Annotated in this window: 11 protein-coding genes, 1 pseudogene and 1 riboswitch; of the genes and pseudogenes, 9 read left to right on the top strand and 3 right to left on the bottom strand. The window is 55.8% G+C overall.

The genetic code is table 11. The features are described 5' to 3' along the window. The first annotated feature begins 87 nt into the window (after positions 1-87). From ACXADJ_RS15310 to ACXADJ_RS15295, 4 genes are all read left to right on the top strand, one after another. On the top strand, positions 88-786 hold the full coding sequence (locus ACXADJ_RS15310) for a response regulator (RefSeq protein ID WP_475067483.1): 699 nt from the start codon (positions 88-90) through the stop codon (positions 784-786). Positions 787-799: 13 nt separating this feature from the next. Beyond that, the gene (locus ACXADJ_RS15305) at positions 800-2,173 is read left to right on the top strand and encodes a HAMP domain-containing sensor histidine kinase (RefSeq protein ID WP_475067479.1); all 1,374 of its coding nucleotides are present in this window, start codon (positions 800-802) and stop codon (positions 2,171-2,173) included. Between the two features lie 182 nt (positions 2,174-2,355). Next, positions 2,356-3,621: a malic enzyme-like NAD(P)-binding protein gene (locus ACXADJ_RS15300; RefSeq protein WP_475067477.1), complete on the top strand. Its 1,266-nt coding sequence runs from the start codon at positions 2,356-2,358 to the stop codon at positions 3,619-3,621. 59 nt (positions 3,622-3,680) lie between these two features. Next, positions 3,681-3,854 (top strand): hypothetical protein, encoded by a 174-nt coding sequence (locus ACXADJ_RS15295; RefSeq protein ID WP_475067475.1) that lies wholly within the window; start codon positions 3,681-3,683, stop codon positions 3,852-3,854. Here the strand turns inward: ACXADJ_RS15295 and htpX are convergent. Next, on the bottom strand, positions 3,842-4,723 hold the full coding sequence (gene htpX / locus ACXADJ_RS15290) for a protease HtpX (protein ID WP_475067473.1): 882 nt from the start codon (positions 4,721-4,723) through the stop codon (positions 3,842-3,844). The genes ACXADJ_RS15295 and htpX overlap by 13 nt on opposite strands. Positions 4,724-5,217: 494 nt before the next feature. Further along, a riboswitch (TPP riboswitch) is annotated at positions 5,218-5,325 on the top strand. A 105-nt stretch (positions 5,326-5,430) separates the two neighbouring features. Here htpX and ACXADJ_RS15285 point away from each other — a divergent pair. From ACXADJ_RS15285 to ACXADJ_RS15270, 4 genes and pseudogenes are all read left to right on the top strand, one after another. Beyond that, complete coding sequence (locus ACXADJ_RS15285; RefSeq protein ID WP_475067471.1) at positions 5,431-7,578, top strand: TonB-dependent receptor; 2,148 nt, start codon at positions 5,431-5,433, stop codon at positions 7,576-7,578. 83 nt (positions 7,579-7,661) lie between these two features. Continuing rightward, entirely contained in the window at positions 7,662-7,931 is a 270-nt protein-coding gene (locus ACXADJ_RS15280; protein ID WP_028292198.1) for a hypothetical protein, read from the top strand. Positions 7,932-7,954: 23 nt separating this feature from the next. After that, a pseudogene (gene pnuC / locus ACXADJ_RS15275) lies at positions 7,955-8,613 on the top strand (nicotinamide riboside transporter PnuC). 10 nt (positions 8,614-8,623) lie between these two features. Further along, positions 8,624-9,532, top strand: coding sequence for a phosphotransferase (locus tag ACXADJ_RS15270; protein ID WP_475067469.1), 909 nt, complete (start codon positions 8,624-8,626; stop codon positions 9,530-9,532). Between the two features lie 15 nt (positions 9,533-9,547). On the opposite strand, the gene ACXADJ_RS15265 is transcribed toward ACXADJ_RS15270, so the two are convergent. Further along, positions 9,548-9,859: a DUF2782 domain-containing protein gene (locus ACXADJ_RS15265; RefSeq protein WP_475067466.1), complete on the bottom strand. Its 312-nt coding sequence runs from the start codon at positions 9,857-9,859 to the stop codon at positions 9,548-9,550. A gap of 113 nt (positions 9,860-9,972) precedes the next feature. Between ACXADJ_RS15265 and polA the strand changes: the two genes are divergently transcribed. Next, the gene (gene polA / locus ACXADJ_RS15260; protein WP_475067464.1) at positions 9,973-12,771 is read left to right on the top strand and encodes a DNA polymerase I; all 2,799 of its coding nucleotides are present in this window, start codon (positions 9,973-9,975) and stop codon (positions 12,769-12,771) included. A 381-nt stretch (positions 12,772-13,152) separates the two neighbouring features. Here the strand turns inward: polA and yihA are convergent, their stop codons facing one another. After that, a complete protein-coding gene (yihA, locus tag ACXADJ_RS15255) occupies positions 13,153-13,827 on the bottom strand; it encodes a ribosome biogenesis GTP-binding protein YihA/YsxC (protein ID WP_475067461.1) in 675 nt (224 codons plus the stop codon). Positions 13,828-13,881 lie beyond the last annotated feature (54 nt).

Raw genomic sequence — 13,881 nt, 5'->3', positions numbered from 1 at the left:
TGCGCGACACTGCGCGGGTCGTTGCAAATTATCGTAAACCCGATTTGGGATAGACCGGATAGCGCCTAGACTGGCGGCCGGAGGATCATGATGAAATCTATACTGCTTATTGACGATGACGTTGAACTGGGCGAACTGCTGCAAGAATACCTTTCCATGGAAGGGTTTGAAGTTAACGCCGTACACGACGGTGAAACCGGCCTGACGGAAGCCCTCAGCGACCGTTACGATCTGGTGTTGCTCGACGTTATGTTGCCGGGGTTAAACGGTTTCGAACTGCTGCGCAAATTGCGTGTTGAGTCGACCATTCCTGTGATCATGCTGACTGCCCGTGGCGAAAGCGTTGATCGGGTGCTGGGTCTGGAACACGGCGCCGACGATTACATTGCCAAGCCGTATCATCACCATGAGCTGGTGGCGCGTATTCGTGCCCTGTTCCGCCGTATTGAGCTGGCGGGCGAGCCTGCTCACGAAAGTGACGATGGCATTCTGGCGGTGGGCGACCTGACCCTCAAACCGACCGATCGCAGTGTTTCCATCAGTGGCGAACACCTGACCCTGACGGGCGCCGAATTCGGTGTCCTGCAATGCCTGATGGAACACGCCGGTGAACTGGTCAGCAAGGATAACCTGTCGATGGCGGCACTGGGCCGTGCGTTGATGGCTTACGACCGTTCGATTGATATGCACGTCAGCAACCTGCGCAAGAAACTGGGCCGCCGTATCGATGGTGGTGACTGGATCAAGACCGTGCGCAGCCGTGGCTACCTGTTGGTGAAATCCTGATTCCTTCCATGTTATGAAAACCGTCAGTCCAGGCCAGAAAAGAGTACGCTGGTATCAATCCCTGTACCTCAAGGTGTTTCTCTGGTTTTGGCTGGCGTTGTCGCTGGCAATGGCCGTTGCGGTCGTGACCAGCGACTGGCTCTCCAACGACTTTATCAAACCCGCCTCCCAGAACGATGCCCGTTTGCTGGTATCGCTGATTGAACGCCAACCCCCGATCATGGCCGAAGGTCGCATGCTCTGGAGCCAATTGCAGCCTGGCTGGAATCTGGTGTCGGTGCAGGTAAACCGGGTCGGTGAGTTACCCCACGATCTCGAAGAGTTTGCCGATACCGCAGCACTGGAAGGCAAGGTGATGTACGGCCAGAACGATGGCTGGCTAATGCTGGGGCCAGTGCAAAGCGGCAATTACCTGTATATGGGGGTTTCCCGTCAGGCCTGGTCGAACTTCCTCGACGACAACCGGCGCTGGGTGCTGCCGATTGTGGTGTTTGTGGTCGTGACCCTGTTGTGTTTCGCGCTGGTCTGGAGCCTGACGCACCCGATGCGGCGTTTGCAGCGTGTAGTGCGGCAAATGTCGCAGGGTAACTTCGACGTGTCCGAGCTGGGTGCTGATGAGAACCGTCACGATGAAATTGGTGTCTTGATCGCTGAAGTGGCCAGCATGGCCGGGGCGACCAACCGGCTGCTGCAAAGCCAACGACAGTTGCTGCGGGATGTCTCCCACGAACTGCGCTCGCCGCTGACCCGATTGCAAATGGCACTGGGCATTGCTCGTAAAAAAGACACCGATGGCATTGTGCTGAAAGAACACGACCGCATTGAACGGGCGGTCGAGCAGGTGGATGGCCTGATTGCCCAGATTCTCGATCTGGCCCGGCTGGCACAGCTCAACGCCGGGCAATTGCAGGCCGAAACCGACAACCCGGCCCATCACGTCAAAATCTGGCTGATGGATGCCGAAGTGGAAATCGACGACAAGGGGCTGACCCTCAACACCGATATTCAGACCGATCTTGATGCCTGCCACTGGGACTGGATGCTGGTAGAGCGGGCGGTCGACAACCTGCTGCGTAATGCCATCCGTTTTTCGCCAGAAGGCGGTGTGCTGACCCTGAGCGTGCAACAGCACGAACGGTGGGTCGAAATCTCGGTTCAGGATCAGGGTCCAGGGGTGCCAGACGACATGCTGGAGCGTATTTTCACGCCATTTACCCAGATTGACCCGGCTCGCAGTCCCAAAATCGGCTCTGATTCCGGTTACGGCCTTGGTCTGGCGCTGGTTTATCGCGTGGCGGAACTCCATTCAGGAAATGTATATGCCCGCAATTGCGAACCGGGACTAAGAGTGACATTACGCTTCCCTGTAGGTACTTCTACCAACTGAGCTGTGAAAAATGGGCATAAATGTCTGTTCTGCTTATAGTCACCATTTCCATTGATTTAGTGGAAAAGCCAATTTCTTTTTGTTATTAAAGATGCCCCTCTTTGCCCGCTGTCCAGTTAGACAATGGTGTTAGGCAGCGGTCGTGAGGTATTCACAACACAAAAAACGACTGGATGAGCACTATGTCAGAAGATTTCAAGCAAGCAGCTCTGGATTACCATCAATTTCCAAAGCCAGGCAAAATCAGCGTTGAGCTGAGCACGCCTGCAGCGACCTCTCGCGACCTGTCACTGGCCTACAGCCCAGGTGTGGCTGAGCCGGTAAAGGAAATTGCCGCCGATCCTGAGAATGCCTACAAATACACCGCCAAGGGTAACCTGGTTGCCGTAATTTCTGACGGTACTGCGATTCTGGGTCTGGGCGACCTGGGTCCGCTGGCTTCCAAGCCAGTAATGGAAGGTAAGTCCCTGCTGTTCAAGCGTTTCGCTGGCGTTGACTCCATCGATATCGAAGTGGAAAGCGAAAGCCCACAAGCGTTCATCGACACCGTACGTCGCATTGCCAACACCTTCGGTGGCATCAACCTGGAAGACATCAAGGCTCCTGAGTGCTTCGAAATCGAACGCACCCTGATCGAGCAGTGTGACATTCCGGTATTCCATGACGACCAGCATGGTACTGCGATTGTGACCGTTGCCGGTGCCCTGAACGCACTGGAAGTGGTTGGCAAGAAGATCGAAGACGCCAAAATGGCCGTACTGGGCGCTGGCGCTGCAGCGATCTCCTGCTCCAAGCTGATGATCCTGGCCGGTATGAAGCCAGAAAACATCTTCATGTGTGACCGTAAAGGCGTGATCCACAGCGGTCGTGACGACCTGAACCAGTACAAGTCCATGTTCGCTGTTGATACCGACAAGCGCACCATCGACGACGCACTGAACGGTGCCGACATCTTCCTGGGTCTGTCTGGTCCAAACATGGTAACTGGCGAACAGATCGCTACCATGGCTGAAAACCCGATCATCTTCGCTTGTGCCAACCCGGTTCCGGAAATCATGCCGGAGATCGTTGCAGAAGCACGTCCAGACGCCATCATGGCAACTGGCCGTTCTGACTACCCTAACCAGGTAAACAACGTACTGGGCTTCCCATTCATCTTCCGTGGTGCTCTGGACGTACGTGCCAAGCGCATCAACGAAGAAATGAAACTGGCTGCTGCCAAGGCACTGGCTGCGCTGGCGAAAGAGCCTGTGACTCAGGAAGTTCTGGACGCTTACGGTCTGGACTCTCTGGAATTCGGCAAGGACTACATCATTCCTAAAGCCGTTGATTCCCGTCTGCTGGGTGTTGTTTCCGGTGCCGTTGCTCAAGCTGCAATCGAAACCGGTGTTGCTGGCGTTTCCGAACTGCCTGCCAACTACCCACTGAAGTCCATCGCTGACGTTTGATCTGCGACCTGACTTTCGGGTAATAAAAAACCGCCCCTCGCAAGAGTGGCGGTTTTTTTGTGTCTGGCGTTTACGATGTTGATCGCCAGACGCCAGACGCCAGACGCCAGACGCCAGACGCCAGACGCCAGACGCCAGACGCCAGACGCCAGACGCCAGACGCCAGACGCCAGACGCCAGACGCCAGACGCCAGACGCCAGACGCCAGACGCCAGACGAATTACACGCCGTAACGCTGCTTCAGGGCGTTGATACGGTCTGGCAGTGGTGGGTGGGACGCCGCCAGTGCAGACAGCTTGCCTTCACCACGAATACCAAAGGCCACCAGTTCGCCGTTCAGCTCGGACGGTTGGTCGTAGGCGTCCTGCAACGCCGCCAATGCGCTGATCATAGCTACCGGGCTGACCAGGTCGGCACCGGCGATATCGGCACGGTACTCACGACGACGGCTGAACCAGGCAACAATGAACGAGGCCAGAATACCCAGCACCAGTTCAGAAACCAGAGTCGCAACGAAGAAACCAATACCAGGGCCGTCTTCGTTCTTCAGAATCGCCTTGTCGACGAAGTTACCGATGATGCGGGCGAAGAACATCACAAAGGCGTTCACCACACCCTGAATCAGCGCCAGTGTCACCATGTCACCGTTGGCTACGTGACCAATCTCGTGGCCCAGCACGGCTTTTACCTGTTCTTTGTCCATGCGTTGCAGCAAACCGGTGGAAACTGCCACCAGTGCGTCGTTCTTGTTCCAGCCGGTGGCGAACGCGTTAGGCGCCGGAGATGCAAAAATACCCACTTCCGGGGTTTTGATACCGGCTTTCTGAGACAGCTCCTGTACTGTACTCAGCAACCATTGCTCACCGGCGTTCTGCGGTGAGTCGATGATTTGCACGTTCATGCCTTTCTTGGCCATCCACTTGGACAGCAGCAAGGAAATAAACGAGCCGACCATGCCGAACACCAGACAGAACACCAGCAAGGCACCGAAGTTCAGCCCCTGGGCGTTCATGTAGCCTTCGAAGCCCAATAATCGCAGCGTAATGCTGGCAATAAAAATAACGGCCAGGTTAGTGGCCAGGAATAATGCAATGCGCAACATGAGCGGATTCTCCCGAGTTGTTATAAGCGCTTAATCACGAAATCTATGACTATAAAATTGAGTCTTTTACTGCGGAATTCAAGTGGAATTTGATGACGCCTGTCGCTACAGGGGACATCTATTTAATCCTGCACGGCTCTGCGCGAGTGTTGCCGTTGTTCAGTGCAAGGCGACGGATGCAGCGAAATGACGAACCTGTCCGGTCGAGTCTTTTCAAGTTCGTCAACACCGCACTGGGCGGCGGCAACCCGCGCCCTGCGGGGGCTGCCGGATGATCTCGACTCTGTGTCGCCGACTTTTGACTTGACCCGTCAGGCCTGCAACTCGGCTTCGTGATTCGAAACCACCCGGTAGCCCAGAGTGAGCACCGGATTAAATAGATGTCCCCTACACCGTAGTGACCGTCGATTCTCAGGGGGAATAGTCGTTTTCCCCGGTCAGCGTGTACAACCCTGTATAAATCTTGGCCTGTCGGCCGAAAACTGTATAATTGCGCCCGTCCCAGGGGGTGGCTCACTTTGTAGCCTGAGACTTGCTATCGGCATAAACCCCTAGAACCTGATCCGGTTAGTACCGGCGTAGGAATGGGCGAGTGTCGCAGCTCTGCGGCAGTTCGGTTTTTTCTAGCGGTTGCCTGACGCAATCACCTACGCAGTTCCGTCTGAACCGGGTCTCCTTTTGCTCAGTATTAAAGAGGATTGACCCCAGTGAAGTTCCAGAAATCTCCCTTGTTAGTAGCACTGACTGCCGCCGTTGCCTTGCCAGTTCAGGCAAGCACTGTGGATAACATTGACGAAGAAGTGGTGGTGACCGCCGACTTCCGTCAGGCCGATGTGCAAACCATTCCGGAAGCCACCACCGTGGTTGGCGCGGCAGCCATTGAAGAGCGTTCCGCCGATCATCTGGAAAGCGTGCTGTCATTGGCCCCCAACGTGAACTTCAGTTCCGGCGCGTCCCGTGGCCGTTACTACCAGATTCGCGGTATTGGTGAGCGCAGCCAGTTTGTCGACCCGGTGAACCCGTCGGTGGGTTTGCGTGTGGACGGCATCGACATGACCGGTTTGGGCGGTGGTGCTGGCCTGTTTGATGTGCAGCAGGTAGAAGTACTGCGTGGCCCGCAAGGCACCCGTTTTGGTGCCAACGCACTGGCCGGTATGATCAATATTGAAAGCAACGCTCCGACCGATGAATTTGAAGGCATGGTCAGCGGCAAGCTGGGCAACTACAACACCCGCGCCCTGGGGGCGGCGGTATCCGGTGCGGTATCCGACAAGGTGAAACTGCGTCTGGCGGCCCACAAAAACACCTCCGATGGCTATATGCGCAATGCGTATCTGGATCGTGACGATACCCAGAACATCGACGAGCAGCTGCTGCGTCTGAAAGCCGCGGTGGAGCTGAACGCTCGCAACCAGCTCGATCTGACCCTGCTGCGTATTAACGTGGATAACGGCTACGACGGTTTCTCGCTGGATAATACCCGTACCACCTATTCCGATGAGCCGGGCAAGGACGTGCAGAACACCAACGCTGCCGCGCTGACCTGGACTTCCGAAGCCGCTGACGCCTTCGACCTGCGTGTCCATCTGTCTGGCAGCAACTCGGATACCGAATACAGCTACGACGAAGACTGGGCCTACGGCCAGTACATCTGGATGTCTGACGACCCTGTGTATACACCGGACCCGTGTGATACCACCCAGGGGGAGTGTCTGGCGGATATCGATGGCTACTCGTCTACCGACCGTTACCTGCGTGACTATCAGCGTCGTGAACTGGACCTGCGCCTGACCTCATCCGAGCAAGGCCGTCTGTTTGGCGATAGCACTGATTGGGTGGTGGGCTACTACCGCATGAGCCGGGACGAATCACTGGATCGGGAATACACCTGGGAGGACCCGTTCGACAGCAAACTGGAGACCGCATCCCAGGCGCTTTACGGCGAGCTGAGCAGCGTCATCAATGAACAGCTGAGTCTGACTCTGGGCTTGCGTGCCGAGCGCTGGTCGACCGACTACAACGACAGCAACAGCATTGATGAAGATCGCACCGAGAACCTTTGGGGCGGTAAAATCACCGCCGAATACCTGCTCAACGAGAACCAGCTGGCCTATGCCTCGTTGGCCCGTGGTTTCAAAGCCGGTGGCGTGAACACCGACCCGGACATCAGCGAAGCCAACCGCACCTTCGATACCGAATACAATTACGCTTGGGAAGCCGGTCTGAAATCCAGCAGCCTCAACGACCGCCTGCAAACCCGCGTTGCCGCGTTTTATATCCTGCGTAAGGACCAGCAGGTGAAAAGCTCGTACGCGATTCCAAACGAAAGCGGTGGTTTCACCTTCCAGGATTACTTGGCCAACGCGGCTGAAGGTCAGAACTACGGTGTAGAAGTGGAGTTCGACCTGGCACTCTCCGAGCAAGTTGACTGGACTTTCTCCGGTGGTTACCTGAAAACCGAATTCCTCGACTACCAGTATGAAACCGACGATGGCACGTTCAGCATGAACGGCCGCGAGCAGGCTCAGTCGCCGGAATACAGCTTCACCAACCGTCTGAACTACCTGCTGGGTAACGGCTTCAGCCTGACGGTAGAGCAGGAAGCCAAGGACAGCTTCTACCTGTCCGACAGCCATAACGAAAAATCCAGCGCCTACCAGCTGTGGCATGCGCGTATTGGCTACGATGCCAGCCAGTGGCAACTGGCGCTGTATGGCCGTAACCTGACCAACGTTGATTACGAAGTGCGTGGTTTCCACTTCGGTAATGACCCGCGTGATGGCTATACCAATGAGCGCTGGGTGCAGTACGGCACCCCACGGTTGTTTGGCGTAGAAGGCAAATACTACTTCTGATGCGGAATCAGACGCCCGGCGGGAGGCATACTGTAGCCAGCCGGGCACCCCATCGATACACCCAACCTTGCAAGGAGCCCGCTATGGAGCTTTCCGTTGATATCAGCAAATACCCACTGGCTGACGAATACAAACCGGCCATCAAGGCGTTTATCGAACGCTTGCAAGCGGTAGAAGGCCTGGTGGTGGAGTGCAACACCATGAGCACTCAGGTGTTTGGTGAATACGACCTGGTGATGAACACCATCAGTGCCGAAATGAAGCGCTCGTTCGAAACTTACGGCAAGGCCATCTTTGTCTACAAGATGATCCCGGGGGTTAACCTCGACCCTGCACTGAAACCCCACGGCTGATTTCTCCACCCCGGATACTGACTATGACTGATATCGTAAATGCCATCGTTGAAGGCTTTGCCGCCCAGAGCATGGCCGAATGGATTGCTGTGATTCTCGGCGTTGCCTATCTGGTGTTCGCCATGCGCCAGAATAACCTCTGCTGGTATGCCGCGTTTGGCAGTACCGCCATTTTTAGCTGGCTGTTCTGGGATGTCAGTCTGGTGATGGAATCGGCACTTAATGTCTACTATCTGGTCATGGCGGTATACGGCTGGTGGGCCTGGCGTTCGGGCAGTAACAGCAGTGCTGGTAAGGCCTCAAGCGCCGATTCAACACCATTGCCGGTGCAAAGCTGGGGTTTTAAACAGCATGCTTTGGTGCTACTGGCGATCGCCGTGCTGACCTTTACCAGCGGCTACCTGCTGACGGAAAACACCTCGGCGGCGCTGCCGTATCTGGACTCCTTCACCACCTGGGGGCAGTGATTACCACCTGGATGGTGACTCGTAAGGTACTGGAAAACTGGATCTACTGGGTGGTCATCGATGCCGTGGCGATTTACCTGTACATCGACCGTGGACTGTACCCAACCGCCTTCCTGATGGCCATTTACGTGGTGCTGGCCGTTGGCGGTTTCTGGCTGTGGCTGAAAGACTACCGCAGTCAGCAGGAGGATCTGGCGCTGGGTCAGTCAGCCTGATATCGAATTAATGCCTTCTTCTACTCTGCTGTCCGCGCAGCAAGCCGCTGCCAGCACACACCAGTCGGCTGACGTGTTGTCTGAGGTGTTGTCTGACTCGAGACTCTGGCAGTTGCTTGAACAACCACCGCAGCCCAATCAGCTGCGGCCACTGTGCGGCGGCCTGACCAATCAGAGCTGGTTGCTCAGCGTTAACGAACAGCGCTGGGTAATCCGCATCAACGCCGCCAACTCCGGCGACCTGGATATCCGTCGCGACCACGAATACTTCATTCAGCAAAGAGCGGCGGAAGCCGGTCTGGCACCGCGGGTGTTGTACCGCTGCCCGGACGATGTGTACTGGATTGTGGAATACCTCGATGGCCCGTCGCTACGTGACGTGCTGAAACAGGGGCATCAGCCCTGGCCACAGCTGCAACAACGTCTGCACAGCCTGCATGACCTGCCGCTGACCAGCGAATGGCATTTTGGTCTGGAAGTGATGGATGTGTGCGCCAAGGCCGAGGTGTATTGGCAGGCCATTGAACAGCGTCTGGAAGGGCGCTGGAACAGCGACTGGCAGCAGCTTAAACAGCAACTGCAAGCGGGCATGGCCGAACTGCCCGGGCCGGAGCGTTCGCTGTGCCATATGGACCCCAATCCGGACAACTGGAAGTGGTCGAACAACCAATGGCGACTGATCGACTGGGAGTACGCCACAGTGGGTCATCCGCTGTGGGACATCGCCAGTCTGGTACAGATGTCGGAAGGCAACCCTGCCGAACAAGCCATGCTGCTGGTCGACCTTGGCATCGATCCGGAACAGTCTGACTGGCAACAAGCCAACCGTCAGTTGGCCTGTCTGAACAGCCTCTGGTACGGCGCTCAGGGCATCTGGAACGCCCGTGAGCTGCGCACCGCACTGCAATCCCTGGTCTGAAATCGCTGATCTGACTTACCAGCGGAAAATCACCCATTTCGGCACCGTAATGTCGGGGTTGTCGCGGCGCATCAGGTTCTGGTCGTCATCCGGTGACGGCACCAGATAGTAGGGTTTGCCGACCTTCGGCTGCACCTTGATTTCAACCAGTTCACCGTTCACCCGGAACTCATAATACGTTTTGTCGCCATCGTTGCGGATGGTCACGGTTTCTTCGGTCGAACCGGCCGCGTGCGCTGGCATTAAGACCGTCGCCAATGGCAGGCAGCAAGCCAGTGAAAAGAGTAACGTGCGTGCGTTGCGAGCCAGACGATTGTTGGTCTTCATGTTAGGATGCCTTCCATTCAAATCTTCGTTCTATTGTAGGTGCCCTTGGCCAGCAACCCCAGCGTTTTGGTCAAGTCTGCGTCACTCTACCGCTACTGCCCGGGTAACTTCCTATGTCTGAGACAGCGTCCAAGACAGTCGTTCTGATTGACGGCTCTTCCTATCTGTTCCGCGCTTTTCACGCGATCCCGCTGCTGACCAATTCCAACGGCCTTCATACCAATGCGGTGAAGGGCGTGATCAGTATGATCAAGCGACTGCAAAAGGATTACGAAGGTGCCCAGATGGTGGTGGTGTTTGATGCCAAGGGCAAAACCTTCCGTAATGACATGTACAGCGAGTACAAGGCCAACCGTCCGCCGATGCCGGGTGAGCTGCGCGAGCAGATTGAACCTATCCACAACATCATCCGCGCCATGGGCCTGCCGTTGTTGATTGTTGAAGGCGTTGAAGCCGACGACGTGATTGGCACGCTGGCGTCACAGGCCGAGGCCAGTGGCTGCAAGGTGATTGTCTCTACCGGCGACAAGGACATGGCGCAGCTGGTGGACTCGCATGTGTCGCTGATCAACACCATGACCAACGTGTTTATGGACGTTGACGGCGTGAAAGAAAAATTCGGCGTACCGCCTGAGCACATCATCGACTATTTGGCCTTAATGGGCGACAAGGTCGATAACATCCCGGGTGTACCGAAAGTCGGTGAAAAAACCGCGGTTGGTCTGGTGGCCGGTTTGGGGTCGCTGGAGGACATCTACGCCAACCTCGACAAGGTAAAAGATCTGTCTTTCCGTGGTGCCAAAACCATGGCCGCCAAACTGGAAGAACACAAGGATCAGGCGCTGCTGTCGAAAGAGCTGGCAACCATCAAATGCGATGTTGAACTGGAACAGCCGTTAGGTGAATTGAAGAATAGCGAAATCGACAAGCCAGCACTGTTGGAGCTGTTCAAAACCATGGAGTTCAAGGGCTGGATTGCCGAGCTGTCGGATGCCTCTGAAGCCTCTGGTTCTGTGGAAGGCTCTGTGACGGGCACTGCGGCTGGCTCTGTTGGGACTGCTGAAGAAAACGTTGACGACGAACCAGCGGTATCCAGCGAAAAAGGCGAATACGAAATTATCCTGACTCAGGAAGGTCTCGATGGCTGGATCAAGCTGCTGAAAGCCAGCGAGCTGTTCGCTTTCGATACCGAAACCACATCACTGGTGTACAAGGAAGCCGAAATCGTCGGTGTGTCGTTTGCTGTCGAAGTGGGCAAGGCCGCCTATGTGCCGCTGGCGCACGACTACGAAGGCGCGCCAGCGCAGCTCGACCGGGACGAGGTTCTGGCGCAGCTGAAGCCGATTCTGGAAGACGAAAACCAGAAAAAAGTCGGCCAGCACATGAAGTACGACGCTCACGTGCTGGCCAACCATGGCATCGAGCTGAAAGGCGTGGAGTTCGACACCCAGTTGGAAAGCTACATTCTGGATTCTGTCGCCACCCGCCACGATATGGATAGCCTGGCGTTGAAATATCTGGGTTACAAAACCGTCAGCTTTGAAGAGATTGCTGGCAAGGGTGCCAAGCAGAAAACCTTCAATCAGATTGAGCTGGATGTCGCAGGCCCATACGCTGCGGAAGACGCTGATATTACCCTGCGTTTGCACCAGACCCTGTGGCCTAAACTGCAGAAGCACGGCAGCCTCGCCAGTGTGTTCAGCGACATCGAAATGCCTGCCATGCCGGTGCTGACGGCAATGGAATCACTGGGTGCCTTGATCGATGCCGACAAGCTGCATGCCCAAAGCGCCGAAATTGAACAGAAGCTGCAACAGCTGGAGCAGCAAGCCCACGATGCCGCCGGACAGGTGTTCAACCTCGGTTCACCGAAGCAGCTGGGTGAAATCCTGTTCGAGAAGCTCGAACTGCCTGTGATCAAGAAAACCCCGAAAGGCGCACCATCCACCGCGGAAGAAGTGCTGGTGCAGCTGGCGGAAGACGGCTTTGAGCTGCCGCAAATCATCATTGATCACCGTGGTCTGTCGAAGCTGAAAAGCACCTACACCGACAAGCTGCCCACCATGATTGCTGGTAAAACTGGCCGCGTGCATACCTCCTATCATCAGGCGGTCACAGCGACAGGTCGACTGTCGTCCAGTGACCCTAACCTGCAGAACATTCCTGTGCGCTCCGAGGAAGGCCGCCGCATTCGTCAGGCGTTTATTGCGCCGGAAGGCTACAAGCTGGTGGCGGCGGATTACTCCCAGATCGAGCTGCGCATCATGGCGCATCTGTCGAACGACGACGGCTTGCTGAAAGCCTTCGGTGAGGGCCGCGATATTCACCGTGCTACTGCTGCGGAAGTGTTTGAAGTGGCTGAAGACGAAGTTACCGATAACCAGCGTCGCAGCGCCAAGGCGATTAACTTTGGTCTGATCTATGGCATGTCGGCCTTTGGTCTGGCCAAGCAGTTGGGCATTGGCCGCAACGAAGCGCAGGACTACGTCAACCTGTACTTCCAGCGCTATCCGGGCGTGGCCGACTACATGGAAAACACCCGCGAGCACGCCAAAGAGCAAGGCTACGTTGAAACCATCTTTGGTCGTCGTCTGTACCTGCCGGAAATCAAATCGCGCAACGTGCCGCGTCGCCAGCATGCCGAGCGTACCGCGATCAACGCGCCAATGCAGGGCAGTGCCGCCGACATCATCAAACGCGCCATGGTACAGGTGTTCGATTGGCTGCCAGAATCCGGCTTCGACGCCCGCATGATCATGCAGGTACACGATGAACTGATTCTGGAAGTGAAGGCAGAGCAAGCCGAGGCTTTTGCTGAAGCCCTTAAGCAACGCATGCAAGCGGCGGCGGAACTGAAGGTGCCATTGCTGGTAGAAGCGGGCATTGGTGATAACTGGGAACAGGCGCACTGATGTTGGCCAGCTGTGTGGTGCGCAGTGCGCACCCTACGGGGCTGAGCGGTACATAAACAACAGACAAAAAAAGACCCGCGCGTAAGGGGAAACGGGCGGGCCAGCTTCGGATTCTGGGGGAATAACCGAAGAGTAGAACTACCTATGAAGAGATGACGGTTCGCACCATCACAATTCCACACCGGGAATATGTTGAATATAGAACAGGGATTCGTTGACAAAGTTCCCGATAACAGCAAAAAGGTGGGGTTTTTGTTATTTATTGTGACAGGGGCCTGATTGGTGCTGGCCAAATATGGGTCACCCGGAGTGGCCTCCGGGTTTGGCAGGTAGCCGTGAATAGATGTTCGGTAGGGCAGTAAGGGCAAGTAAGACAGCGTGTTAGTCGTTAGACTCCGGGGATTCCGGCAAATCGACTTCGGCGTTGTCGGCGTCGTCTTCCTGATCCGGCACCAGCAGCTCATTCAGGCGCTGCTTTAGCACATCCAGCCCCTGGGCTTTCAATGACGAGAACGTCTGCACCGTCACGGGAGTGCTCATATCTTTAACCGCTTTGCGCACTTGCAGCAGAGTGTTCTGGGCCGCACCGCGCTTTAGCTTGTCGGCCTTGGTCAGAATCAGATGCAACGGCATGCCGTTGTCTTCCGCCCACTGGATCATGCCAGTGTCGAAATCCGTCAGTGGGTGACGTATATCCATTAGTAGTACCAGGCCTACCAATTCATCCCGGTTCTGAAGATAGTCACCCAGTTCTTTTTGCCACGCATTTTTTACGCCCACCGGTACTTTGGCATAGCCGTATCCTGGCAGGTCGACAATCGCCAGTGGCAGTTCGCCAATCTGGAAATAGTTGATCAATTGCGTGCGGCCAGGCGTTTTACTGGTTCGGGCCAGCTTTCTTTGGCCGGTCAAACAGTTCAACGCGCTCGACTTGCCAGCATTGGAGCGACCGGCAAATGCAACTTCCCGGGTAATCTCCTCAGGACATTGGCTGAGCTTTGCGGCACTACGAAGGTAGTGGGTCTTGGTATAAGTCAAGGAATGCTGATTTGGCATGGGGTAAACGTAATGACCGTCCGGTTTTTGATGATATATAATGCATGACCTAAT

The organism is Oceanobacter sp. ABM4_470 (assembly GCF_056158645.1).
The sequence above is the reverse complement of the archived record's forward strand: the minus strand, read 5'-3'. Positions and strand labels throughout refer to the sequence as shown.

Bases quoted from the DNA above. Each gene is read 5' to 3' on its own strand.
- ACXADJ_RS15310 (WP_475067483.1), top strand. From the start codon at position 88: ATGATGAAATCTATACTGCTTATTGACGATGACGTTGAACTGGGCGAA.
- polA (WP_475067464.1), top strand. From the start codon at position 9,973: ATGTCTGAGACAGCGTCCAAGACAGTCGTTCTGATTGACGGCTCTTCC.
- htpX (WP_475067473.1), bottom strand. From the start codon at position 4,723: ATGTTGCGCATTGCATTATTCCTGGCCACTAACCTGGCCGTTATTTTT.
- ACXADJ_RS15265 (WP_475067466.1), bottom strand. From the start codon at position 9,859: ATGAAGACCAACAATCGTCTGGCTCGCAACGCACGCACGTTACTCTTT.
- ACXADJ_RS15305 (WP_475067479.1), top strand. From the start codon at position 800: ATGAAAACCGTCAGTCCAGGCCAGAAAAGAGTACGCTGGTATCAATCC.
- ACXADJ_RS15270 (WP_475067469.1), top strand. From the start codon at position 8,624: ATGCCTTCTTCTACTCTGCTGTCCGCGCAGCAAGCCGCTGCCAGCACA.
- ACXADJ_RS15280 (WP_028292198.1), top strand. From the start codon at position 7,662: ATGGAGCTTTCCGTTGATATCAGCAAATACCCACTGGCTGACGAATAC.
- ACXADJ_RS15300 (WP_475067477.1), top strand. From the start codon at position 2,356: ATGTCAGAAGATTTCAAGCAAGCAGCTCTGGATTACCATCAATTTCCA.
- yihA (WP_475067461.1), bottom strand. From the start codon at position 13,827: ATGCCAAATCAGCATTCCTTGACTTATACCAAGACCCACTACCTTCGT.